The organism is Streptomyces sp. NPDC017246, assembly GCF_044331325.1.
Classification (GTDB): Bacteria; Actinomycetota; Actinomycetes; order Streptomycetales; family Streptomycetaceae; genus Streptomyces.
Map to the genome: position 1 here is coordinate 362,523 of NZ_JBIRMW010000007.1, position 23,589 is coordinate 386,111.

Genomic DNA, 23,589 nt, shown 5'->3' on the forward strand with positions numbered 1-23,589 from the left:
GCCGATGAGAGGCAGCAGTAGCGATGAGTGTCGAGACCACGACCACCGGACCGACCGAGTACTCCGCGTCGGAGGCGGTACGGCGGATCCTGACGTCCACGGGCGACACGTGGGCGGTGGTGGGCCTGTCCTCGAACCGGGCGCGGGCCGCGTACGGGGTGGCGGCCGTGCTCCAGCGCTTCGGTAAGCGGATCGTGCCGGTCCACCCGAAGGCGGAGACCGTCCACGGCGAGCAGGGCTATGCCTCCCTCGCCGACGTTCCCTTCCCGGTCGACGTCGTCGATGTCTTCGTCAACAGTGAGCTGGCGGGCGGGATCGCCGACGAGGCCGTGGCGATCGGCGCGAAGGCGGTCTGGTTCCAGCTGGACGTCGTCGACGACGACGCCTTCGCCCGTACCCGCGCGGCGGGTCTGGACATGGTCATGGACCGCTGCCCGGCGATCGAGATTAATTCCCTAGGTTAGCAGCGCGAAAAAGCCCCGGTCACCCTCCTCCACGGGGGGAGAGGGCAACCGGGGCAGTCTTACTTGTTGCGGGGCCAGGGATCGTCTTCCTCGGTCGGAAGCTCGGTGTCCCCGTCCTCCCAGCGGCTCACCCAGTTACACCGGGTGCAGGCGTACCGGCTGTTCACGCCGCTGATCTTGCACCCGCAGCCGGGGCAACGGATCGTGGTGATCTTCGGCGGACTCAGCGGGGGCCGCTTGGTGGACTCAGTCACGAACGGGCGGGTCGACGCAGGGTCGGGAGTCGATGACGTCACTGGCCGAACGTACCTCGGTGAACGTCGTGCCTGAAGACCAGTAGCACTGAAGGCAGACCCACTTGCCTCCCTGCATCGACGTCTGTGCCCCGCAGTTCCCACAACTCATGACCGTGCCCTTCTCTCGTCGGGTGGTGCATGCCCCTCCCAGCTCCTGACAGGGGGCGGTGCACGAGCGGGGGCGCGCCGACCTCACCGGGCACCCCCGCCCGCTCTCCGCACGGGCGCTCGCGAGACGCACCGTGCGGGCCTGACCCGTTCCCCCTCCAGAGAGCTTCCCCAAGTCGCTTGAGGAGGAACGGAGCTCTATTCGCGCCGCGTGACAACCGCGACGTCCTCGTACCGCCGGGCGAAGATCCCGTGACCAGTCCGCCCGGTGTGCTCCATACAGGCGTCATCCGCGTCGCTGACGATCGCCGTAGGGGCGACGCTCCACCCGCAATCGGGGTGCAGGCATTGAGCCGTGGCCGTGGCGTCCGAATCCGGGTGACGGCTGATCGTGTGGTCGACGAACCGCAATGCAGCTCTCATGTCGTCGCTCCCAGCACCGGAGTAGTGAAGACGCGCACTCGCGCCATTTCCTCGTCCGTCGGCCGGCGAAGCGCTTCAGGGGCAACCGTCCACTCCCTACCGCCTCCAGGCGGCCTCAAGTAGACGGTTCCCTTGTCGCACTCCTGCACGCGTCCGATTCGGCCGTCAGCGTCAACGGCGTACCGCGTCGGTAACGGCGCCCATTCGATCTCTTCGCCCATCTCGTCCCCTTCGCTACTGACGCCCTCTCACCGATGGTTCCTCACGTCAGGGGACGTTTCCTGTCATCGACGGGGACAGTCGAGACGTCTGCCGGTACGGTTCTGAAAAGGCCCAAAAGTCCGCACCCGGGGGGTTGACTATGAACGCCGCTTTAAGATCCGCGATGGATGATGCGGGCATGTCGGCCAGACAGTTGGGGTACCGGGTCGGGGTATCGGTGAAGCAGGTGGAACGATGGCTCGCAGACGCGGACCTCACACCGCACGCAAGCAACCGTGCGGACGCTGCGCGGGCGCTTGGAGTTGATGAAGAGATGATCTGGCCGAAGACTGTGCAGGAGCGCGTAAAGACCGGCCACGACCGGGAGTTGATCCGCTCCTACCCCTACCGGTCAGCCTGCCCGTCGACGCTATGGAGCGAGCTCGTCGAGGCCACCGCGAAGGATCTGTTCCTCGCTGGCTGGACGAACTACTTCTTCTGGACCCAGATCCCGCAGTTCGCCGACGTCATCCGTCGAAAGGCGGAGGCGGGATGCCGGGTGCGGTTCCTCGTCGGCGACCCTGACGGCGACGTCACACGGCAGCGCGAGACCATCGAGGACGTAGCGCTGAGCGTGTCGACCCGTATCCGCATCACCCTGGAGCACCTTGACCGCATGGGCGACGTCCCCGGCATCGAGGCGCGGTTCAGTGACCCGATCGACGGGGCGAACCACGTCTCTCTGTCTGTCTTCAGGTTCGACAACGAGGCGCTAGTCACGCCACACCTGGCGCGCCTCGTCGGCCATGATTCGCCGCTGCTGCACCTGCGCCGTCAGGGCGATGGCGGGATGTTCGACAGGTTCGCGGAGCACGCCGAGGAGCTGTGGAGCCGCGCGACGACCCGCCCGGCATCACCGAGCCGCTAGAGCCATCCGAAGAACCGCGCCTTACGTCGCCAGAGACGACCGTGCTCCGGTGAGCAAAAGCGCTTCACTCGCCCGGGTCCGCTTGTCTGCGGCACGTCGGCTCCGCAGTGCTGGCAGGCGACCGGGCATGCCTTGATCGGCGACGTGGTGTCCATGTGTTGCTACCTCTCTCAAGTAGGGGGCCCCGCGGCTCCCTGTCGGATCCGCGGGGCGTGTGAGGTTGTGCGTCAGGAGGTGCGCCCGTAGGTGAGTGCGGACACCGTTGCGGCCTCCCGGTACTCAACGCGCATGTCGACGATGTCCGTCAGTTCGCGATCACCGACGTAGACGTGTACGTCGCCGATCTGCGGGGGCTCGCTCCGTCGCCCCGCGCTCGCGCGCAGGGTGTCCCACTGGGCACTTGTGAAGACCGGCTCCGGCTTGCCAGTCCCGTTGGCGACGAGGTTCAGTCCCGGCGGGAGGTACCCGCCGTCGTCGTACCAATGCGGTGAGCGCCCCAGCCACTTCGCGTAGGCCGCTGCGGGAGTCCCGTAGTCGGGGCGGTCCTTGATGTACTGGAGTCCCCAACGGATCTGCGTCTCCGGATTCGTCCGCCAGTCAGCGCCGGCGGACGCCATTTTCGACGCGGGAAGCGCCTGAGGGATGCCGTAGGCGCCGGACGTCGGGTTGGTCGCCCGGTAGTTCCATCCGGACTCGCCGTCCCACAGCTTCTTCAGCGGGCCGAACTGGTTCGGGCCCCAGTCATAGAAGCGGAGCATCGTTTTTGCGTAGGCCTGAGCTGCTCCAGCGGCAGGCGCCGTGAAGCCGCCTCCCCCACCACCCGTGAGGAACGGCATGGGGTCGATGGCGGTGCCGTTTTGGCGCGCCTCCAGGTGGAGGTGGGGGCCGGTGACGTTGCCCGTGTCGCCCACGCGGCCGATGACCTGGCCCGCGGAGACAGGAGCACCCGCAGCCGTCAGCATCTGCGACATGTGGGCGTACAGGGAGGACAAGCCTCCGCCGTGGTCCACCGTGACGTGGATTCCGTAGGGGCCAGTGCTGCCTGTCGAGCTCACTCGTCCGCCGGCCACGGCCCTGATCGCGGTGCCGATCGCTGCCGGAAAGTCCAGACCGGTGTGCCGGCCTGATGACCACATGGATCCGGGCTTGCCGAACGGGGTGCCGTAGGGAACGTCAACGGGCTTCTGCCAGGATCCTCCGCCTCCGACGGGGCTACCGCTGGAGTCGAATCCAAGGAGTCCGAGAGCCTTGTCCTTCATCCCCGTCAGCATCTTCCCCGGCATCTTCGCCACGGAGCGCGCCCACGGGTTGGTGAGGATCGGCTTCAGTTGGTCGGTGATGAGCTCGCGAGCCTTGCTGAAGACGTCGAGCGGGTTGGAGAAGAAGTCACCGACATCGCTCGCCTTGTCCTTCAGCCATCCGACGATGCCGCCCTCTGCGTATCCGCCCTGAAACTGTGCGAGCGACTGCCCGGACATTGCCGCGGAGTTGACGGCATGGAGTCGGGCCCGCTCGTAGGGGTTCTGCATCGCTTCCGAGACGTAAACACCCTCGCCACGTCGCATGGGAACGAGCTGGTCATCCCCCTGCCTCCACGTCGACTGCCCGGGGAGGATGCCGCCTCGCGCGAAACCCTTAAGGTCCATCGGCTTCAACGGATCGACGCCAGTAAGGTCAGCAACCTTGTTCCACATCGGAACGATTCCGCCGTTGTAGACTTTCTCGATGATGAACTTCACGGGCTTCTTCGCGATGCCCGCGATCTGATCCCACGCCTTCTTGATGGAATCGCGTCCCACACCGAAGGAATCGGCAACCGACTTGATCGCGTTCTTGATCCCGTCGAACGCCGGCTTGATACCTTCTTCGTAAAGCCACGACGCCTTGTCCGCGATCCACCCGAAGATCGGTCGGAGAATCTTCTCCCACATCCACGTCGCGGCGGACCCGATGTCCTTCATCGACTTCACGAAGTCGCTAAAGGCGGGCTTGATTGCCTTCTGCCACAGCCAGACGGCGAGTCCGCCGATCCAGCCGAAGACCGGCTTGAGGACTTCCTTCCACAGCCATCCGGCGATCACTCCCAGCGCCTTGAACGCCAGGTAGATGGGCGTCAGTACGCCGACGACGACGATGGTGAAGAGGATCTTTGCGGCTTCCCAGATAAACCGGAAGGCGGGCCCGATCGCGACGTCCCAAAGCCAGATGGCGATGTCAGCCACCTTCTGGATTGCCCACCAGATGGCTTCGAAGACAGGCTTGAGGACGTTCTCCCACATCCACGAAGCGGCCGTGGCGATTCCCTTTGCGGCAGTGTCCACCGCAATCCGGAACCAATCCCAGTTGTTGTAGGCGTAAATCACTGCTGCAACGAGGAGGCCAACGACGAGAACGATCGCCCGGATGATGGGGACAATCCCCGTCGCACTAAGAGCCAGCGCCCACCCGCCGGTTACGATCTGCGCCGTCAGGACAACGCTGTTATAGATCAGCATTGCAGCGCCAAACGCCGCCATGCCGACCACAACGGCCTTGTTTACCGCCCAGATCCCCCATAGCGCGATCACGAGTTCCGGGACGTTGGTTGCGAGCCACGAGATAGCATCGAAGAGTGGCTTAACAACGGTCATCAACGCCGTTGAAACGGGGCTCAACGTCTGCGATGTGGTGATCAACGCCGTCAGAACGGATCCGATCAGAGCCCCAACGCCAGGTGCACTGTCTCTGACGTAGTCGAGGAACTTCTCAAACGCTGGCGAGCCCTTCAGGCTCGTCCCCCATTTGGCGAACTTCTCCGTTATCGAGTCTGACCGGCTTGCAATGCCGTCCATGTGAGGCAGGAAAGCGTCAATGACGCCGGCAATGCCCTTGATGACGTTTCCGAAGGCCACGCCGAACCCGACGATTGCCGGCTCGACGCTCTCCTTCAGATCCTTCTTAAAGCCCACCCAGAACGGCGTCTTCAGCTCTGCCGACGCCTTGTCCATGAGGGTCTGAATCGCTTTCGCGGCTCCGAGGACGAAGGGTGTCAGCCCCGGGAGCGACGCCTTCGCGCTGTCCACGCCGCGCGTGAAGATCGGGAGGACTTCCGGCTGTACGGAGGCGGCCCACTCCTTGAAGGCAGCCTTGATGCCCTTCGGGCCGGCGATCGAGTCGAACAGATCCCGCTGCGCCGGCGTCAGCTTGGCGAGCGCGCGCTCGTACTCCTGCTGCTTCGTGATCGCCGTCGACGTCGCAGAGACACCCGACATTCGGGCGGAGGCTACGCCACGCTCCGCGGAGGCGATGGCTTCAGCAGCTGCCACCTGAGCGTTTGCCGAGTTCTCCACGGCGTCCGCCACGCGGCGCTGAGCGTCGACGAGATCCTGAGCCGCCTGCACCTGGACGCGAGCTGCGTCCTTCTGCGCGTCGGCAACAGCCTTCGCCTCGTCCTTCACCTTCTGCTGTGCGTCGGTGACGCGGTCCTGCGCGCGCTTCACCTCGTCAGAGCCGTCGACGGTCGCCTTCGTCTGCTTCAGGAGATCCTTCCGGAGCTCCTTGATCTCTTCGCGCTGCCGCTTGAGTGCGTGCTCCGCCTCGTCGGCCGCAAGCTGCGCACGATCGCGCTGAAGCTGCGTCGCCTTCGGGTCCTTCATCACCCGGGCCAGCTCTTGCTGTGCCTCAGTGACGCGGAGAACAGCGTCGCGCTCGTCGAGGGAGGAGTCCTCCAGCCGCGTCGCAAGTTCCTTGCGCTGCTCAGCCAGCTCCTTGGCGGCCTCCTCGCGCGCCTGTGTGAGCTCCTGTTCTGCCTTCAGTGCATCGCGTTTGGCGTCGGAGAGGGAGCGCTCTGCACGCTCGACGTTCTCCGCAGCCTGGCGCCTCTGCTCTGCGGCACGCATACCGGCCTGAGCGAGGGCTCGTTCCGCATCCTCGATCGCCCGGTTGGACTGGACGATCGTGCGTTCCGCGTTGCGGTGCGCCGTCGCCAGAGAGGCCTGTGCGCCAGCGAGCTGGAGCGCCTGTGATGCTGCCTGAGACGCAGCTCGGGCCGTTGCCGCGGAGCCACGCTGAGCGGCTGCCGCAGCGTCGTCCTGCGCCGCCGTCTGTGCCTTCAGCACCTCCGTCACGCCCTTGACGGCGGGGACGGCCGCGAGGGCGAAGGCACCGAATCCAGCGCCGGCAGCCGTGGCCATCGCGACGACGGAGCCGAGACCCGCGGCGATCACGGGCCCGAGTGGGATGGCCATGAGGATGGCCATCTGGATCCCGAGCGCCATCAGGGACGAGCGTGCGCCCGTGGTGTCGACGTCGACGCTGAGATCCACGTCGGCAGCGTCCACAGCCGCAATCTCCGCACGGAGCTCCGCCAGAGCCGCACGCGCCGTCGCAGTGTCGGCCCGGACGGCAATGTTGGGGTGCGACGCTCCAAGACGCTGGAGTTCTGCGTCGATCCGTCGGACCTCCGCCTCCGCGGCTGCCACGTCAACGTCGATGCCGATTCGCTTGTTGGAGAGTGTCTCCATGCGTGCCCGGAGGCGCGCTAGTTCGGCGTCCACGCCCGTGTCAGCGAGCCCCACGTTCAGCTTCGGCATTGCCTTGAAGGCAGCTTCAAGCTTCGTCCGCAGGGAGCGCGCGAAGGCGCCTCCGGTGTCGGATCCCTGTCGCGACGCCTGACGCTGCGCTGCCTGTCCGCCGGCCTGAATCGCCTGCGGAAGGGCGGCTGCCACCTGGCGGACGATTGCGTCGCTCATGGCGTCGCCAATGCGTCGTCCGGCCTCCTGCCCCACTCGCTGAGCGGCAGGAAGGACGATGCGCTCCATGTGGCGGTTGAAGTTCGGAGCGATCGGTACGACGTCTACACCGACACTGCCCACAACGTCGTGGTCGACAGGCATCAGACGATCTCCGTCGGCTGCGCACGACCGTTCAGGACGGCGTCCAGGGTGAACATCTGCCGGGACTCCCACTCAGTACGGGGTGACCACGACCTCCGCACGAGCGTGAGGGCGTACTCCGCCCACATCCGGCAGAGGACGGAGCAATACGGGTCGATGACGATGTCTCCGCTGGTCGTCATCGTCGGCATCGGCGCGAACGCGCAGTTCGGCCGCAGGCACACCGTGCGGTCGTTGGGGTCGGTCATAACGAGCACCTCTCATGGACGCAAGAGAGCCCCCGTCCATGAGGACGAGGGCTCTCGAAAGAAGATGGGGACGGCTACGCCGTCAGCTTGGAAACCACCGCGGAGAGGTCCGCGAGGATCGACGGGCAGGAGCCATGTCGGCGACCCGTCATTGCGATGTAGCGGCCGGTCCCGTAGATCTCCACGGCCGTACCGTCGGGACGTCGGATGCGGCGTCCCTGTCGGACGTCCGCGCGGCCCCAAATGTGCAGCCCGTCACCCGACGACGAGACCTCTACGTAACAGGTCTCCGCGCCGCGCACGATGGCTGCGGCCCACGGCGCCAGACGGCCCGTGAGGGTGTTGATGCAGTGGTCCAAGTCGATGCAGACGATGTCATCAACGTCGCTGAGGACGAAGCCCAGACCAGCGCCGGCCGTCGAGGCGGCAGCGCTCTTGTGCGTGCTCCACGTTGCGGGATCCGTTGAGGATGCTGCCATGCCGGCGACAGTCAGCGGACGCTTATCCGCGGCTCGACGGACCCACCTGTCGCGGGTCGTCAGCTCGTCGGGGAGCGAAGTCTTCGCTGCGCGGGACAGAGCCTTGCGACAGCGGGGGGAACAGGTGCGCGCGTGAGACCGCGCCATGAGCGGGAGCTCAGTGGGGCACATCTCGCACGTCCTCTTCATGGGTTCATCATAGTAGGGGCGCGTCACACTTTCAAGCCTCTCACCTGCGCGTTTCATGACGTCAGCCATGCCGGCGAGTCACGCTTTCGAGGCGAGGTCGACGCTCAGACACCCCTAGAAGGGGCTGTGCGGGCGCCTCCCGGCCTGCCGCCAGGTGGGTCCGCGCGGCCTCGCTCAGACCCCCCAGACCCGTACAGAGCGCGAGGACCAGCACCTGTACGGTCAGGACGTTGGCCGGCGGGGGTCGTCCCCCTGGTCAGGGCTAGCTGCGGATACGGCTTGCACCTGGCGCTTGTCGCGTAGGCTGTCTGCTGACATCGCCAACTGAGACAGTTGGCCGCTGAGTCCAAGGTGTCTTCGGGCCCTCAAGCGTGGGCCCCCGCAACACTTCCCGCGACCACCAACTAGCACGGCATGGTCAGGTCTCACGACCTCAACGGACCGTCACGACGACGGACGCAGCGAACGCGGGCGCTGTGGTTGTGGCAGGCAAGTCGTCTGCCTCGTTGAGGTTCGCTGCACCCACAGCACCCTCCTCGAAGGCAGCGTTCACCGTCGTGGAGAGTCCTGTGTGGGTCATCTTGGAACAAGTAGCTTCTAGTGCGCCGTGGATGCTGGTGTACGTGGTGGGGCTGGTCGCCAGCGCAATTCTGCTGGCATTGCTGATCGCGCTCCGCAAGTCAGATGCAGCCGCACGGCCCGAAATCATCAGGGCCCTCTCGGAACTCATGCACTTCTGGCGCCGGCCGTAGCCGGGCCGTGCCGCTGGTGTCGCAGGCCACATCCGCGGCACGGCCACCTCGTCAACTGATATCGTGTCGGGTGCTGGGATCCACCTCAGCCCCGACCACGCGTGGACCCCCCGTGGACGCTCGGACGCACCGAGCCGCAACCATGTCCGCTGTTGCGTATGGGGTCCTCGTGGAATTCCTGGTCAGCCTTCTCTTTGAACTGCTCGTCACCTACGCAGGCGCCGCACTATGGCAGCGCGCACGCCTGCGTTGGCAGTCTCGCCGTGACGACAGTGCGGATCCGTCAGCCCTGACCGATGGCGTCGATTCGGTCGATTCGGATGGTCTGAGCCTTCGTCGACACTGTCACTGTCAGCACGTCCGGGTGTCGCTGGTACCCACCGACGTCAGTGGTGATGGTGTACGCCAGTGTCCCGACGAGCGTCTTCCCTCCGCTGAGCTCGACGCTCACGGTTGTACCGTGGAGTTCCAGGGCACGGCTCTTAATGGCCTGCACGTAGTCGTCAACGTTCATCGCTGCTCCAGGGCATAGCCGTTGGTCTGCCAGGGGTTGCGGTTGCTCGTCGGAACGGGCTTCTTCTCGGGCCGCTTACCGTCCTCGTCGAGTCCGTGACGCTCGCGGTACAGCGCTGCGCCGGCGCTGACGCCTCGTCCTCCGCTGCCGACGTCGACTCCGCGGGGACCGCCGGACCGGTAGACCGGCGCGGGCGGCTCAGGGGTGCCGAAGGCTTCGAGGAACGCCGCAGCGGAGGCCTGGAGTTCCTCGTCAGTCTCGCCGCGTAGGAACGCGCACATAGGCGGAGTCAGCCCGTGAGCCTCGCCGGCCGCAAGCTGTTCGGGGGTGGGTTCGTTCATGGGTGTTGCCTCTCTTACTTCAGGGAGATGTCGGGGGTGCGCTCATAGCCGTGGCGCTTCGGTTCCGGGTGCGCTGGGACGTGGTCGACGCGCGGGCTGTAGTCGATGACGGAGTCGTCGGACACGCCGCAGTCAACGACGTCTTCCGCCTCCAGCGCTTCGAAGCTCGTGGGCACCCACACGTTGGGAAGCTCTGCGATGTAGACGAGATAGCCGACGTCGTAGTGCCCCGACGTCAGGGCGCGCATGGTGTCGCCAGGGACGCCGTCAGGAGTGATGCCCGCCGCCTCGAAGTGCCCCTTCTGGCGGAGCTCCTGGAGCCGGTCACCGTCGCCCAGCGGCCTCAGAATGGCGAGCTGAGCCGCTCGGATGTTCCGCAGCGTTCCCAGCATGTCCGTCAGCGTCTTCCACGCCGCAGGAGCCTTTCCGCCCCGCAGGATCGCCTCTTCCGCGGACCGGGCGCCGTTCAGATCTGCGGCTGGCCTCTTCACCTCTGCGAGGAACTCCGTCAGGCGCTTGCCGAGCGCTTCAAGCGCCGTCTCCGCACCGTCGGTCGTGCGCAGGTATTCCAGGTGCGCCCGGAGACTGGCTACGGCCTCGTTGAGCCCCAGCACCTCCGATTCGGCCTCCAGGGCACCCCGGTAGGCGTCGGCCGCGCGCTTACCGATGTCCGCAGGGAACTCCGCGCCGTCGCGCACAGCCTTCGTCGCATCGTTGAACACCTTGCGGCGAGCCAAGTCAGGACTCAGGACGTCACCCAGCGCCCTACGGCGCTCCTCCAGCTTGCGTAGCTGTGTCTCCGCGTGCACTACGTCAGGAACGGCGCTCCACGCAGCCCGATACTCGGGGTTGTTGTGGTCTCGCATGTGATGGCCTCTCAGTTGGATCTAGATACGGCAAAACCCCCTGCCAGACGGGCAAGGGGCTGAAGATCTGTGTACCTCTCAGGCGCTCTCGTAGTGGCCGATGGCCTCGAAGTACGCCGTGCGCTCCCGTCGACGCTCACGGACGCGCGCAGCGCATTCCTGAGGCGCCTGCGCGTATCGCTTGCGAGCGATGGTGTTCCGGCAGTCGGAACACCGTCGCGTGAAGCCGTCGGCACGAAGGCTGTCCTTGTGGAAGTGGTCGGAGGTGACTGGGAGGCTGCGTTCGCAGTCAGGGCACGTCCGATGGGGCGTCGTCAGCACGTCGCTGTGTCGCATGGCGTCTCCGGGTGTTCTGTCGTCCCGCCGTTCAATCGGGTACGGGCAAAAAGAAGAAGCGCCGTCGGATAGACAGCGCTTGAAAGTCGTCGCCCCGTGACGGAGCCAGCCAGCGGCGCGGAGGAGAGTACGCAGCGCAGAGCGGCTCGACGTCACGGGGCGGAGCGTCGAACCGGGAGAGGCACCGGACGACGCAGCATGCGAGGGATCCAGGGCCGTGCAACTCGGCGGCGTCCGTGAAACTCCCTCTACTTAGGTAATGTGGGGCGTGTTTGGTCAGACGGCCCTAAATGGCACCTAGGCACCGTTACTACGTGATTCATTGCCAACTCTTTACCTATGGGGTGAATGCCTCGCGCCGATGATGCACACTCTGTGTGATCACGTCCTCAGGGGGCCGCAAGAGGCCCTCGCGGAATCATCGGCGCCCACACGCCCCTGAGCTCCCCCCGCCACGGCATCCGAGTAGCCATGGCGCCCGCCAGGCCCTCAGTGACCCCTTCACGGGCCGTCTCGCGGCTCCTCCACCTCGCTCCCCCTCGCCGCTCGACGTCGAGGCGGCTGGCGGGTCGGAACGGGGTCCAAAAGGCCAAACTAACTAGCTTTCTCCTTTTCTCCTTAACGCGTTAGAGAGAAAGTTGAAGTAGGGGCCAGAAACGGCACTTTGGACCCCGGCCGAGGTCGCGGAGGACGCCGCTCGACGTCAAAAATGCAGGTCAACGGCACAGCGTCGACGAACCGAAGGCGGTGCCAGACTCGGCACGGTTCGACCCGGTCCGACCCCCGCAGTGGACGAGGACGCCGTTCGACGTCAACCGCAGGTTGCCGGTAACGCCAACGACCCGCCTCCACGGGGATGGGGGCGGGTCTGTCGAGCGGGGTGAAGTTACGGAGTGTTACGCGGTCGCGTGGTCCACGCAGGAGTCACAGACGCTCGTCGTCCACTCGTCGCCGATGCGGCGCGGCTGCGCGGTCTCGTCGCGCTCCATGCAGTGCCCGCACTCGTAGTCCATGGGGTACGCCATGAGCGTCCCGTAGTCGAGCGACATCATGTCGCCCTCGCGCGCCTCCATACCGAGCACGGCGCTCGCAACGCTGTCGAGGTAGGTGTCCAGGATGACGGCGCCCTCGTACAGGAGGACGTCATGACCCATGCCGACGAGGATCCGGGCAGGGATCTGAAGCCGGTCGGCCACGTCCATGCCGGCCGCGCAGGTGGCGTCGTATGCCTCCGGCGTCGAGGTGTCGCCGATGACGGCGATGAAGCCGTTCGTGACGCCCCCAGCGGCGCAGGAGGGGTGCTCGAAGAGCTGGACACCGTCGAGGGTGCCGACGGGGACCATCCGGCCCCGGTCACCGTTGCAGGCGACGCAGGCCACGCCGTCCCGCTGGGATTCCGTGAGGGTGGCGACGTCGAGACGGGGGGATGAGGTCTGTGCGACCATGGTGCAGCTCCTTCATCGGGGCACCACAGCCCCCGTTGAATGTCTGCCAGGACCGGCGGGGGCTGCGGCTTATCTCTCGCTTGTAGGTACAAACGTAGAGGCGTTGTGAAGGCTTGGCAAGCATCTTGTCCCTACAAACTTCACTGGCTCTGTAGGTACAACGTGGCTACGCTGTACCCATGCCAGAGCCACGTGATTACGAGACGCCGAAGAGCATCCGAGTGCCGTCCGCGAGCGAGTGGGACCCCTTCCTAGACGCGGCTAAGACCATGAAGCCCGCAGGTCGGAGCCCCCGCACGCAGGTGATTCGGGAGTTCATCCGCTGGTACTGCCGGATGCCGGGCGCGCGCCTCCCGGAGCGTCCGCCGGCGGGAACATGGAGCACTCCCGCGGACTCCTGAGGAACGCAAAGAGGCCCCGCAGGCTAGCGGGGCCTCTCGCATGTCCTACGTCAGTCGGAGTCACTCGGAGCGTCGACAGACACCCACTTCACCCGAAGTCGGTCGTCGATCGGCCTGCGGTCCCCCTGCCCCGTGGACGACAAGAGGATCAGTTCGTCGATGGCGCAGCGCAGCAACATCCGCTTGTCCGTGAGCGTCGCGGCGTTCCACGCCTCCGCCAGGAGGCAGCCATCGAGGAGCGGCGTAAGGTCCGTTTGCCTCTTCAGCTCCTTCAGCTCTGTCTGGAGTGACGAAATTTGGTCGTCGAGAGCCGATGAGATCCGCGAGTAGCGCTCTTCAGGCATCCGTCCCTTGACGAAGTAGGCGTCGTCCAGTTCCGCAAGCCTTCGCTCCGCATCCTCCAGCGCCGCTACGACATGACGCTTACGTTCGGCACGTTCCGGGTCGTGGTAGGCCAACCAGCGTGCCCCGATCTCGTGCAGAACGGGGTCGTCAGGCTCCAGGGCGGAGACATGGGTGACCCACATCTCCCCCACCGTGAAGTCAACCCTTGCCGCCGACGTGCGGGCCCCGGGACAGGCAGATTCACCGCCCTCCATGCGAGTGCGGCACCGGTACGACTCACCGCCGGAGACGAGCCCTACCTTGCAGTGCGGACACCTCAGGATGCCAGTGAGGAGTTTCCCCGCAGACCGATGCCCATGCCCCCTCTTGATGCCCCGAACCGTGCGGCTCGCAATGAGTGACTTGATCGCATACCACTCCGTCACCGACACGACGCCAGTCCCGCAGACGACCGGCTTACCCTCCACGTCGAGTAGGGGTTCCGCCTTCCACCCCCACTTGTCCAAGGGGTTCCCGTACTCGTCGGTTTGGCGCTCCCGGAACGGGACGAGCCCCGCCCACAGCGGAGAGTGCGCCATGCGAGAGATGGCGTTAGCCGACCAGTGGCGGCCGGTACGTGTCTTCTCTCCTTCGCTGGTCATCCGGTGGGCAATCGCGGTTCCGGCGTCCCCGTCGAGAAGCGCCTCCGCGATCTTGCGCGCCGTCGGATACTCCTCGGGATTCGGTCCAACCTTGCCGTCCCCGAGATGCTTCACCCCGTAGGGCGGCTTCCCGCCGGGCGCGCGTCCGATGATTCGGTGAGAGTCAAGCCCAGTTTGTACCCGGAGGGCGATGTCCTTTGCTTCGTCTCGCGCTCTCTCGGAGAGGATGGCGAACACGATGCGTCCGCCCTTGTTGCTGTCCAGCCCCTCCGTGATCGACACGAGGCGAGCCCGCCGGCGGTCCAACTCGTCAAGGAGCGTTCCCACGGCGCCCATGCCACGACGGTCAAGGCGGTCTGTCTTCCAAACCGCAAGACACTGCGACCGGCCCGCGAGGACAGCAGCCTTCGCGTTCTCGAACTCGTCGCGGCGGAGGTGCTGCTTACTCGCACTCCGCTGCTCGAACCACACGTGGCGGATCTGAAGCTCTTCTTGACGAGCCCAGCGCACGGCGTCGGTGAGGTGCTTGCGCAGTGTGGTGAGATCCTCCATCTTCTTCGACCGGCGAAGGTACAGGTCGACAAGCTGGCTGGGGTCACCCGTGGCAGGCTGGTCAAGCCCCAGCGCTACTAGATCTTCAGGTGACAGCCCTAGCGCAGCTAGGGCGTCTACGTCTTCACGTTGCATACCGCTCCCCTGGTGAGGATCCTCCCCGACCGCAGCATGACATAGGGAGTTACTTCCTTGCTGCCCGGCGATCGAGATCCCGCGCCTGGGCTGAGCCGGCGAGCGCCCCGGGCCCCTGCGGACTCCCGAGCGCCTGAGGGCCGGTGGGAGCCGACGGGGGCTGCCGGGCCGCCATGGACCGGCTCAGCCGACGGGGACGCCGAGCCCCTCCAGGACGACCGCGCCCGGCAGTTGGGCGAAGGCCTTCCCGGGCACGATCAGCTTGCCGCGCCTTCGGCCGCTGCCGATCAGGACCCACTCGGTGTCCACCACGGCGGCGTCCACGAGGAGGGGCCAGGCCCCGGGGAGGCCGATGGGCGTGATGCCGCCGTACTCCATGCCGGTCTCGCCGGTCGCGGTGTCCATCGGCGCGAACGAGGCCTTGCGGGCGCCGAGATGCTTGCGGACGACCCCGTTGACGTCGACCCGGGTCGCCGACTTCACGACGCAGGCGGCCAGGGTCGTGGTCTCGCCGCGCTTGCCCGCGACGACCACGCAGTTGGCGGACTCGTCGAGCAGCTCGGGCCCGTAGTGCTCCACGAAGACGGCGGTGTCGGCGATGGCCGGGTCGGTGTCCACGTACAGCAGCCGGTCGGCCGGTACGGGTCCGCTCCAGGCCCGGACGGCGGCGGCGACAGGGGCGGTCAGCAGGTCGAGGCAGTCGGGGGCGGGCCGGGCGTCGTCGAAGGATCCGATGGGTGCGCGCATGCCCTCACGCTAACGACCGCCGTCCGGGGTGCGGACGCTCGTCTCAGCGTACGGGCGGGATGGAGACCGCCATCGTCATCTCGACGGGCTCGGCCCCGTCGTTGCGGTACTCGTGCGCCTTGCTCGCCTCGAAGGCGGCGGAGGTGCCGGCCGGCAGGGTGTGCTCCCCGCCGTCGACGACCAGGGTGAGGACGCCGAGGGTGACGTGCAGCAGCTCGACCGTGCCCTCGAGGTGCGGGTCGGAGGCGCTGCCCTCGCCCGGCATGAGGGTCCAGGACCACAGTTCCAGGGGGCCGCGGGCCTCGGTGCCGACGAGGAGGGTGGTGTGGCTGCCGGTGGAGGTCGACCACATGCGGACGGCCTGGTCCGGCGGGACGAGCCGGACCTGGGGGCCCTGCTCGTAGTCCAGCAGGGTCGTGATGGAGACGCCGAGGGCGTCGGCGAGCTTCACCGTGGTGCCGACGCTGGGGTTCGTCCGGGCCTGTTCGATCTGGATGATCATGCCGCGACTGACGCCCGCCCGTGCGGCGAGGGCGTCCAGGGTGAGTCCCCGCTCCTTGCGCCAGTGCTTCAGGTTCCGGGCGAGCGACTGCGTGAGCTGATCGAGGTCCGACACATTCCGTCCAATATTTTGGATGACAGAGTTCAACATACTGAACTACGGTGAGGTGTACCCGATTGTTCACTGCACTGTACTGCCGTCCGTGACTGCGAGGACCCATGACCGCCCTGTTCGCCCTGGCCACCAGCCTTCTGTGGGGCCTCGCCGACTTCGGCGGCGGGCTCCTCACCCGCCGCATCCCCGCCCTCACGGTCGTCGTGGTCTCCCAGCTCCTCGCGGTCCTCGTCCTCGGCACCGTCGTCCTCGCGACCGGCGCCTGGACCGAGGCCGGCCCCCAGCTCTGGTACGCGGTCGGGGCGGGCGTCGTCGGCCCGGCGGCCATGCTCGCCTTCTACAAGGCGCTCGCCCTCGGCCCGATGGGCGTGGTCTCCCCGCTGGGCTCGCTCGGGGTCGTCGTCCCCGTCTCGGTCGGCCTCCTCGTCGGCGACCGCCCGGGGCTCGTGCAGTTCGCCGGCATCGGGGTGGCGATCGTCGGCGTCGTGCTCGCCGGAGGGCCGGAGCTGCGCGGCGCGCCCGTCCAGCGCCAGGCCGTCCTGCTGACCCTGGTCGCGGCCTTCGGCTTCGGCTCGGTGATGGCGTTGATCGCCGAGGCCTCCACGACCGTCACCGGTCTCTTCCTCGCCCTGTTCGTCCAGCGCGTCACCAACGTCCTGGTGGGCGGCGGCGCCCTGTACGCCTCGGTGAAGCGCGGCGGCCGGGCCCTCCCCGAGGAAGGCTCCGGGGCCGTCCGCGCGGCCCTCCCGGCGCTCGCCTTCGTCGGCCTGGCCGACGTCGCGGCGAACGGTACGTACGCGATCGCCGCCCAGCAGGGACCGGTGACCGTGGCGGCCGTGCTCGCCAGCCTCTACCCGGTCGTCACGGCCCTCGCGGCCTACGGCGTCCTCAAGGAACGCCTCCGGGCGATCCAGGCGGCGGGCGCGGGCCTCGCCCTGGTGGGCACGGTCCTGCTCGCCACCGGCTAGACGACTTCCGGCCGATCGGGCCGGGGCCCCGCCACCGCCCGGGATCGCCACGAAGGCCCGGCGAGCGGCCGCGGGGCTCAGCCCGCCCGCTCGACCTCCCACTTGGCGAGCGCGGCGAGCTGCTCCGACGTCACGTGCTCCGGGATCGGGACCGGGGCGGGGGTCCGCAGCGGCGGCTGCCAGCCCTTCTCCGGATCCCAGCTGCGGACGACCCTGGCCGGGGCGCCCGCGACCACCGAGTGGTCCGGCACCTCGCCGCGCACCACCGCGCCCGCCGCGACGACCACGTTCCGGCCGAGGCGTGCGCCGGGCAGGATCACCGCGCCGGTGCCGAGCCAGCAGCCCGGGCCGATCGCGACCGGCTCCGAGCGCGGCCACTGACGGCCGACGGGCTCGTCAGGATCGTCGTAACTGTGGTTGGTCGAGGTGATGTAGACGTACGGGCCGCAGTACGTGTCCGAGCCGATGCTCACCTTCGCGTCGGCGATCACATGACTCCCCCGGCCGAGGACCACCCCGTCGCCGAGCGTCAGGACGGTCTCCGTACCGAGGTCGAGACCCGGCAGCATCCCCGCCGTCAGCGTGACCTGCTCGGCGACGATGCAGCACTCGCCGATCTCGATCCACCGCTCGCCGAAGACCGTGCCCTGGGGGAAGGCGAGCCGGGTTCCCGCGCCGAACCGGCGGAAGCGCAGCTTCCCGGGATGTTCGGCGGTGACGGAGCCGGTCTCCTGCACCCAGCGCCAGCCGCTCTGCACGGCGCGGGCGAGGACCCGGCGCCGCCAGGCGGCGAGGGACGAGAACGTGTTTCGGTTCCTGGGCACCCGGACACCGTAGTCGGCACCGTCGTACCTGATCAGTGCGGTGCGCTGTGATGTCGGTCATGAGCACGGCATAGGCTGCGCCCGGGGGCACCCCCGGGCGCGACACGACGGCTGACGATCAGGAGCGAACCATGACAGAGGCGTTGATCAAGGGTGTGGGCGGCAAGGAGCCGCAGATCGACCCGACCGCCTTCACCGCCCCGACCTCCGTGGTGCTCGGCGAGGTGACGCTCGGCGCCCGGGCCAGCATCTGGTACCACGCGGTGCTGCGGGCGGACTGCGGCCCCATCGCCATCGGCGAGGACTCCAACATCCAGGACAACTGCACCGTCCACGTCGACCCCGGCTTCCCCGTCTCGATCGGGGACCGCGTGACCGTCGGCCACAACGCCACCGTGCACGGCTGCGTCATCGAGGACGACGTGCTCGTGGGCATGGGCGCGACGGTCCTCAACGGGGCCCGGATCGGAGCCGGTTCGCTGGTCGCCGCGCAGGCGCTCGTCCCGCAGGGGATGGAGATCCCGCCGGGCTCGCTCGTCGCGGGCGTCCCGGCGAAGGTGCGCCGCCCGCTGACCGAGGAGGAGAAGGCGGGCATCCAGCTGAACGCCGAGATGTACCTGCTGCTCGCCAAGGGCCACGCGGAGGCCTTCGAGGACTGAGCCGAACGGCCGGTGCGGGCGCGCGTGAACCGCGTGCGCGCGTGAACGCACCGCCGGGCGTACGTACGCGGAGGAGGGCGGCACCCGTCGACGGGTGCCGCCCTCCTCCGCGTACGTACGCCGCGACCCGTCGCCGGCCCGGGCCGCGACCGGNNNNGGGGGGGGGGGGGGGGGGGGGGGGGGGGGGGGGGCCGCGGGGGGGGGCGGCCCCCCCGGGGGGGGGGCGGGGGGGGGGGGGGGGCGCGGCCCCGGGGGCGGGCCCCCCCCCCCCGCCGGGGCCCCCCCCCCGCGACCGGTCTCAGTCCGTGACCGCGACCGGCTCGGGCTCGGGGGTCTCGACCCGCTCCGCCGCCTTCTTGGCGCGGTTCTTGATGATCAGCATGGAGGTCACACCGATCAGCACGGCGAGGACGAGGCCGAGCCACGAGAAGCGCTTGAGCCAGGCCTCGGCGACGATGCCGACCGAGTAGATGACGGCCGTCGTGCCGCCGGCCCACAGGATGCCGCCGAGGACGTTGGCGATGAGGAACTTCCAGTACGGCATCTTCAGCACGCCCGCGAGGGGCCCGGCGAAGATGCGGAGCAGGGCGATGAAGCGGCCGAAGAAGACGGCCCACATGCCCCACTTCTGGAAGGAGCGCTCGGCGAGACCGATGTTGGCCTCGCTGAAGTGCTTGGGGAACTTCCTCCCCAGCCAGGCGAGCAGCGGCCGTCCGCCCTTGCGGCCGATCGCGTAGCCGATCGAGTCGCCGATGATCGCGCCGGCGACGGCGCAGGCGCCCAGCACGTACGGATTGATGTCGCCGTGCTGCGAGGCGAGCAGCGCCGAGCTCACGAGCACGATCTCCCCCGGCAGCGGGATGCCCAGGCTCTCCAGCCCGATCACCACCCCCACAAGGACGTAGACGGCGACCGCGGGGATCGTCTCCAGCCACTCCTGGACGTGCAACGCGGCTTCCTCCCGTTTGGACTGCCCTGCCGCGCCCGGCCCGTGGTCGGGGGCCTGGCGCCGGCGTGCGCCTCGGCGGGCACGCCGGGGAAGCCTACCCGGTCGGGAAGGACGGCCTCCGACATCGGCCGCCCGGAGCACGGCCGCCCCCGCACCCGGAGCGGGTACGGGGGCGGCACGTGACGTCCGAGGTCAGGCGTTCGGGCGGAGGGTCCAGACGACGGTCATCTCGCCGGTCACGGCGCCGTCCTCGCGGGTGATCTCGATCCGCACCGGGAACTCCGGCCGCTGCCCCGCGTCGAGCTCGGCGACGACGTCGGCGGCCGGGCGGCCGAGGGTGGCGGTGGCCGTGACGACGCCCATCGCGAGCTTCTTGTAGCCGATCTCGGCCTTGACGGCGAGCGGCACCGCACGGCTCAGCTGGTCGCCGAAGGCGGCGAGCACGATGGCGCCGCTGGCGGACTCGGCGAGCGTGAACATCGCTCCGGCGTGCGGGCCGCCGACGTGGTTGTGGTAGGCGGGCTGGTCCGGCAGGCGCACGACGGCGCGCTCGGCGGTGGTCTCCAGGAACTCCAGGTTCAGGGTTCCGGCCATGGGGACCGTGGCGGCGAGCATCTCGCCGACGGTCATCTGGTCTGCGCTCATGGACCGTGATGTTACCCACGAGTAGCAGCCTTGGCCATCCCTCCCGCGTCACACGGTCCGGGGGCGGGCGTGGTCGACCCGCCTCCGCACCTCTATGGTTACTGGCCATGTGGCCAGGACAGCAGCCGCCCGGGGGCGAGCAGAACCCGCAGGACCAGAATCAGAACCCCTACCAGCAGTCGGGGTACCAGCAGCCGAACCCGTATCAGCAGCCGCCTGCCCAGCCCGGGTATCCGCAGCAGCCGCCGACACAGCCCGGCTATCCGCAGCAGCCGCCCACGCAGCCGGGCTACGGGCAGCAGCCGCCCGCACCGCCCGGCTACCCGCAGCAGGGTTACGGCCAGCAGCCGGGTTACGGCCAGCCGAACCCGTACCAGCAGCCGACCGTTCCGCAGCAGTACGCGGTCCCCGGCCCGGGTCAGCCCGGCGGGCCCGACGGCGGGAAGAAGAAGCGGACGACCATCGTGGCGATCGTCGCCGCGACCGCCGTGGTCGTCGCCGCCGGCGTCACCGGCTTCTTCGTGCTCGGCAAGGACGACGACAAGAAGCAGGTCGCCGACGACCCGAAGCCCTCCGTGACGGCGTCCGCCTCGACGGACCCGTCGGCGGAGCCGAGCGAGTCCCCGTCCGGGATCGCCAACCCGCGCGACGGCGCGAGCCACCAGCCGACGATCCCCGGCTGGAAGGTCGTCTACAACCCGAAGTACGGCACCCTCTTCGACGTACCGCCGGAGTGGGAGGTGATGAAGCCCGGGGCGATCACCTACTTCGAGGACGAGAAGAAGAACGACGGCAGCCCCCTCGTGACGATGTCGTCGCCTTCGCGCCTCAAGAGCGAGTGGTGCACCTACGACGTCGACAAGAACGGCAGCAACGAGACCTGGGGCCTGAGCACCGCCGGCACCAAGGGCGGCCAGGGCGCCAAGAACACGTCGGACGCCGCCCGCAGCGAGGCCGGTACGTGGGTCTGGGGCGGCTACGCGCAGCACATGCCGCAGAAGACCATCAAGATCAGCAAGGCCGTGCCGTACACCACGAAGTCCGGTCTCAAGGGCAGCATGGCGACCGCGACGGCTCCGGGCGTCAAGAAGCGCAACAAGTGCGAGACGGACGGCAAGTCGATCGCCTTCACCTTCAAGAACGCCAAGGGCGACTTCTCGACCTGGGTGCTCTACGGGGCCGACGGCGTCGCGGACGAACTGCCGGACGCCACGATCAATCAGATCCTCTCCACGGTTCGCCTCACCTCGGGTTCCTGAGGCGACCGCACTCCGGGGCCCGGCCGACGCCGGGTCCCGGCCCCTCCGTCGGGTCCCCGGCCCCTCCGTCGGGTCCCCGGCTCCCCCGTCGGCCGTTTCCGCACCTCAGGGACCGGCCGGCGGACCGTACCGTCCGGATACCGGGTTGGCATCCGGGCGACCCGACAGGGATAGTCCCGGGGTGACCAGACCCGCCGCCTCCCCGCACCGCACCCCGTTCGGCTCCCGCCGCCCCGAGTGGGCCGGACGCAACTACGTCCTCCTCACCGCCGCCACGATCGTGACCAACCTCGGCACGCACGGCGCGCTGATCGCCACGACCTGGGCCGTGTTCGACACCGGGGGCGACGCGGGCGACGTGGGTCTCGTCGCGATGGCGCGCTTCCTTCCGCTCGTCCTCTTCCTGCTGATCGGCGGCGCCGTCGCCGACCGGGTGCCCCGGCACCGGGTGATGGTCGCCGCCAATGCCCTCAACTGCCTGTCACAGACCGTCTTCGCCGCCCTCGTGCTCTCCGGGCAGGCCCAGATCTGGCAGATGATGGTGCTCACCGCGCTCTGCGGCACCGGCCAGGCCTTCTTCAACCCGGCGGCCGAGGGCATGCTGATGTCCAGTGTCACCGGGGAGCAGGCCAGTCGCGCGTTCGCCTTCTACCGGATGGCCATGCACGGCGCGTCCATCGGCGGCGCCGCGCTCGGCGGCGCGCTCGTCGCCTTCGTCGGCCCCGGATGGGTCCTCCTGATCGACGCCGTCGCCTTCGCCCTCGCGGGCGGGCTGCGCGCCTTCCTGGACGTGAGCGGCATCCCCGAGCGTGCTCCCGGCGGCGGTCTCTTCTCCGATCTGCGGGAGGGCTGGCACGAGTTCATCGGCCGGCCCTGGCTCTGGTCGATCGTCGCCCAGTTCTCCGTGGTGGTGGGACTGATCGGGGCGGTCGAGTCGGTGTACGGTCCGCTGGTCGCCAAGGCCGATCTCGGCGGCGCACGCCCCTGGGGCATCGCGCTCGCCGCGTACGGCGTGGGCACGCTCGCGGGCGCCGTCCTGATGACCCGGTGGAAACCGCGCCGGATGCTGCTCGTCGGAACCCTCGGGGTCTTCCCGATCGCGCTGCCCTCCGCGGCGCTCGCCGTGCCGCTCGACGCGGTGGGGCTCACGGCCGCGATGTTCGTGAGCGGCGTGGCCATCGAGATCTTCGGCGTCTCGTGGATGACGACCATGCACCAGGAGATCCCGGAGGAGAAGCTGTCCCGGGTCTCGGCCTACGACTGGTTCGGCTCGACGGCCCTGCTGCCGCTGACGACGGCGCTCGCGGGCCCTGCGGAGAGCGCGTTCGGCCGGAGCGAGGCCCTGTGGGGCGCGGCGGCGCTGATGGTGCTCGTCACCGCCCTCGTCCTGCTGGTGCCGGATGTACGGAACATGACCCGGCGTCCGCACACGAAGAGGATCACGGACGCGGACGTGTCGCTCGCGTCGGCCCCCTCCGCCACGCTCGCCGTCGGCCCCGTACCGGCTCCCGCTCCCGCTCCCGCCTCAGCCGATCCCGAAGGCGCCCTGCGGCGGGACGGGTGACGGTACGGCCCCGGCGTCGAGGACCGGTTCCGCGGCGCCGGTGAACCGGTCGAGCGTCTCCCCGTGCTCCACGCGCGCGGGGAAGACGTCCGCCGCGGCCCGGCGCGCCAGACGGGCGGTGTCGATCTCCCGGCCGGAGGCCACCAGGACCGCGTTCCCGAAGCGCCGGCCGCGCAGGACGGCGGGTTCGGCGACCAGCGCCAGCTCGGGGAAGACGGCGGCGAAGGTGGCGAGCTGGGAGCGGAGGAAGGCGAAGGGCGCGCCGTCGGCCAGGTTGGCGGCGTAGATGCCGTCGGGTCGCAGGACGCGCCGGACCTCGCGCGCGTACTCCACGGACGTGAGGTGCGCCGGTACCCGCGAGCCTCCGAAGACATCGCCTACGACGAGGTCGGCCGAGCCGGCGGGGGCCTCCTCCAGCCAGCGCCGGGCGTCCGCGGCGTGCACGGCGATCCCGGAGTCCTCGGGCAGCGGCAGGTGCTCGGCGACGAGGTCGAGCAGCCCCCGGTCCGCCTCGACGACGTCCTGCCGCGAACCGGGGCGGGTGGCGGCGACGTACCGGGGCAGCGAGAGCGCCCCGCCACCGAGGTGCAGGACGTCCAGGGGTTCGCCCTCGTCGGCGGCGCCGTCGACGACGTGGGCGAGCCGGCGCGCGTACTCGAACTCCAGGTACGCCGGGTCGTCGAGGTCGACGTACGACTGGGGCGCGCCGTCGACCGTCAGGAGCCAGGCCCGCTCCCGGTCCACATCGGGCATGAGGCGCGCGGTGCCCTGGTCGACCTCGCGGAGGACGGGAATGTGCTCGTTCACGCTCTCATTGTGC

The 23,589-nt window shown here is 68.6% G+C and carries 21 protein-coding genes; 7 read left to right on the forward strand and 14 right to left on the reverse strand.

Going from position 1 to position 23,589, the window contains the following annotated elements:
- The first annotated feature begins 23 nt into the window (after nucleotides 1–23).
- Together ACH4MY_RS19200 and ACH4MY_RS19205 are read left to right on the forward strand one after the other, a co-directional pair.
- The gene (locus ACH4MY_RS19200; protein ID WP_398004478.1) at nucleotides 24–464 is read left to right on the forward strand and encodes a CoA-binding protein; all 441 of its coding nucleotides are present in this window, start codon (nucleotides 24–26) and stop codon (nucleotides 462–464) included.
- Between the two features lie 1,362 nt (nucleotides 465–1,826).
- Nucleotides 1,827–2,420, forward strand: a complete 594-nt coding sequence (locus ACH4MY_RS19205) for an XRE family transcriptional regulator (RefSeq protein ID WP_398004652.1) — start codon at nucleotides 1,827–1,829, stop codon at nucleotides 2,418–2,420.
- Nucleotides 2,421–2,647: 227 nt separating this feature from the next.
- On the opposite strand, the gene ACH4MY_RS19210 is transcribed toward ACH4MY_RS19205, so the two are convergent.
- The 3 genes from ACH4MY_RS19210 to ACH4MY_RS19220 form a co-directional block, all read right to left on the reverse strand.
- Nucleotides 2,648–7,294 carry a peptidoglycan DD-metalloendopeptidase family protein gene (locus ACH4MY_RS19210; protein WP_398004480.1) on the reverse strand — a complete coding sequence of 1,549 codons (4,647 nt, stop codon included), beginning with the start codon at nucleotides 7,292–7,294 and terminating at the stop codon, nucleotides 2,648–2,650.
- Nucleotides 7,294–7,542, reverse strand: a complete 249-nt coding sequence (locus ACH4MY_RS19215; RefSeq protein WP_398004482.1) for a hypothetical protein — start codon at nucleotides 7,540–7,542, stop codon at nucleotides 7,294–7,296. The genes ACH4MY_RS19210 and ACH4MY_RS19215 overlap by 1 nt, the downstream gene beginning before the upstream one ends.
- Before the next feature lie 74 nt (nucleotides 7,543–7,616).
- A complete protein-coding gene (locus ACH4MY_RS19220; protein ID WP_398004483.1) occupies nucleotides 7,617–8,279 on the reverse strand; it encodes a bifunctional DNA primase/polymerase in 663 nt (220 codons plus the stop codon).
- 542 nt (nucleotides 8,280–8,821) lie between these two features.
- Here ACH4MY_RS19220 and ACH4MY_RS19225 point away from each other — a divergent pair.
- Entirely contained in the window at nucleotides 8,822–8,962 is a 141-nt protein-coding gene (locus tag ACH4MY_RS19225; protein ID WP_398004485.1) for a hypothetical protein, read from the forward strand.
- A 283-nt stretch (nucleotides 8,963–9,245) separates the two neighbouring features.
- Here ACH4MY_RS19225 and ACH4MY_RS19230 read toward each other — a convergent pair whose 3' ends face one another.
- From ACH4MY_RS19230 to ACH4MY_RS19260, 7 genes are all read right to left on the reverse strand, one after another.
- On the reverse strand, nucleotides 9,246–9,476 hold the full coding sequence (locus tag ACH4MY_RS19230) for a hypothetical protein (protein ID WP_398004486.1): 231 nt from the start codon (nucleotides 9,474–9,476) through the stop codon (nucleotides 9,246–9,248).
- Complete coding sequence (locus ACH4MY_RS19235; RefSeq protein ID WP_398004488.1) at nucleotides 9,473–9,817, reverse strand: hypothetical protein; 345 nt, start codon at nucleotides 9,815–9,817, stop codon at nucleotides 9,473–9,475. The genes ACH4MY_RS19230 and ACH4MY_RS19235 overlap by 4 nt, the downstream gene beginning before the upstream one ends.
- A gap of 14 nt (nucleotides 9,818–9,831) precedes the next feature.
- A complete protein-coding gene (locus ACH4MY_RS19240; RefSeq protein WP_398004490.1) occupies nucleotides 9,832–10,683 on the reverse strand; it encodes a hypothetical protein in 852 nt (283 codons plus the stop codon).
- Nucleotides 10,684–11,915: 1,232 nt separating this feature from the next.
- Nucleotides 11,916–12,464, reverse strand: coding sequence for a hypothetical protein (locus tag ACH4MY_RS19245; protein WP_398004492.1), 549 nt, complete (start codon nucleotides 12,462–12,464; stop codon nucleotides 11,916–11,918).
- Between the two features lie 451 nt (nucleotides 12,465–12,915).
- Nucleotides 12,916–14,538: a recombinase family protein gene (locus ACH4MY_RS19250; RefSeq protein WP_398004494.1), complete on the reverse strand. Its 1,623-nt coding sequence runs from the start codon at nucleotides 14,536–14,538 to the stop codon at nucleotides 12,916–12,918.
- Nucleotides 14,539–14,721: 183 nt separating this feature from the next.
- Entirely contained in the window at nucleotides 14,722–15,285 is a 564-nt protein-coding gene (locus tag ACH4MY_RS19255) for a YbaK/EbsC family protein (RefSeq protein ID WP_398004496.1), read from the reverse strand.
- Nucleotides 15,286–15,328: 43 nt separating this feature from the next.
- Nucleotides 15,329–15,901, reverse strand: a complete 573-nt coding sequence (locus ACH4MY_RS19260; protein WP_398004498.1) for a helix-turn-helix domain-containing protein — start codon at nucleotides 15,899–15,901, stop codon at nucleotides 15,329–15,331.
- Nucleotides 15,902–16,005: 104 nt separating this feature from the next.
- Here ACH4MY_RS19260 and ACH4MY_RS19265 point away from each other — a divergent pair, with 104 nt between their 5' ends.
- A complete protein-coding gene (locus ACH4MY_RS19265; RefSeq protein WP_398004500.1) occupies nucleotides 16,006–16,869 on the forward strand; it encodes an EamA family transporter in 864 nt (287 codons plus the stop codon).
- Nucleotides 16,870–16,946: 77 nt separating this feature from the next.
- On the opposite strand, the gene ACH4MY_RS19270 is transcribed toward ACH4MY_RS19265, so the two are convergent.
- Complete coding sequence (locus ACH4MY_RS19270) at nucleotides 16,947–17,693, reverse strand: acyltransferase (RefSeq protein WP_398004502.1); 747 nt, start codon at nucleotides 17,691–17,693, stop codon at nucleotides 16,947–16,949.
- 131 nt (nucleotides 17,694–17,824) lie between these two features.
- On the opposite strand from ACH4MY_RS19270, the gene ACH4MY_RS19275 reads away from it, so the two are divergent.
- Entirely contained in the window at nucleotides 17,825–18,352 is a 528-nt protein-coding gene (locus ACH4MY_RS19275) for a gamma carbonic anhydrase family protein (RefSeq protein ID WP_266902818.1), read from the forward strand.
- Nucleotides 18,353–18,650: 298 nt separating this feature from the next.
- Here ACH4MY_RS19275 and ACH4MY_RS19280 read toward each other — a convergent pair whose 3' ends face one another.
- Both ACH4MY_RS19280 and ACH4MY_RS19285 read right to left on the reverse strand, forming a co-directional pair.
- Nucleotides 18,651–19,301 carry a DedA family protein gene (locus ACH4MY_RS19280; RefSeq protein ID WP_398004504.1) on the reverse strand — a complete coding sequence of 217 codons (651 nt, stop codon included), beginning with the start codon at nucleotides 19,299–19,301 and terminating at the stop codon, nucleotides 18,651–18,653.
- A gap of 192 nt (nucleotides 19,302–19,493) precedes the next feature.
- Nucleotides 19,494–19,931 carry a DUF4442 domain-containing protein gene (locus ACH4MY_RS19285; RefSeq protein WP_398004654.1) on the reverse strand — a complete coding sequence of 146 codons (438 nt, stop codon included), beginning with the start codon at nucleotides 19,929–19,931 and terminating at the stop codon, nucleotides 19,494–19,496.
- A gap of 122 nt (nucleotides 19,932–20,053) precedes the next feature.
- Between ACH4MY_RS19285 and ACH4MY_RS19290 the strand changes: the two genes are divergently transcribed.
- The gene (locus tag ACH4MY_RS19290; protein ID WP_398004506.1) at nucleotides 20,054–21,205 is read left to right on the forward strand and encodes a hypothetical protein; all 1,152 of its coding nucleotides are present in this window, start codon (nucleotides 20,054–20,056) and stop codon (nucleotides 21,203–21,205) included.
- A gap of 181 nt (nucleotides 21,206–21,386) precedes the next feature.
- Nucleotides 21,387–22,769, forward strand: a complete 1,383-nt coding sequence (locus ACH4MY_RS19295; protein WP_398004508.1) for an MFS transporter — start codon at nucleotides 21,387–21,389, stop codon at nucleotides 22,767–22,769.
- Here the strand turns inward: ACH4MY_RS19295 and ACH4MY_RS19300 are convergent.
- Nucleotides 22,731–23,576 carry a spermidine synthase gene (locus ACH4MY_RS19300; protein ID WP_398004510.1) on the reverse strand — a complete coding sequence of 282 codons (846 nt, stop codon included), beginning with the start codon at nucleotides 23,574–23,576 and terminating at the stop codon, nucleotides 22,731–22,733. The two genes, ACH4MY_RS19295 and ACH4MY_RS19300, sit on opposite strands and share 39 nt — an antisense overlap.
- Between the last annotated feature and the right edge of the window lie 13 nt (nucleotides 23,577–23,589).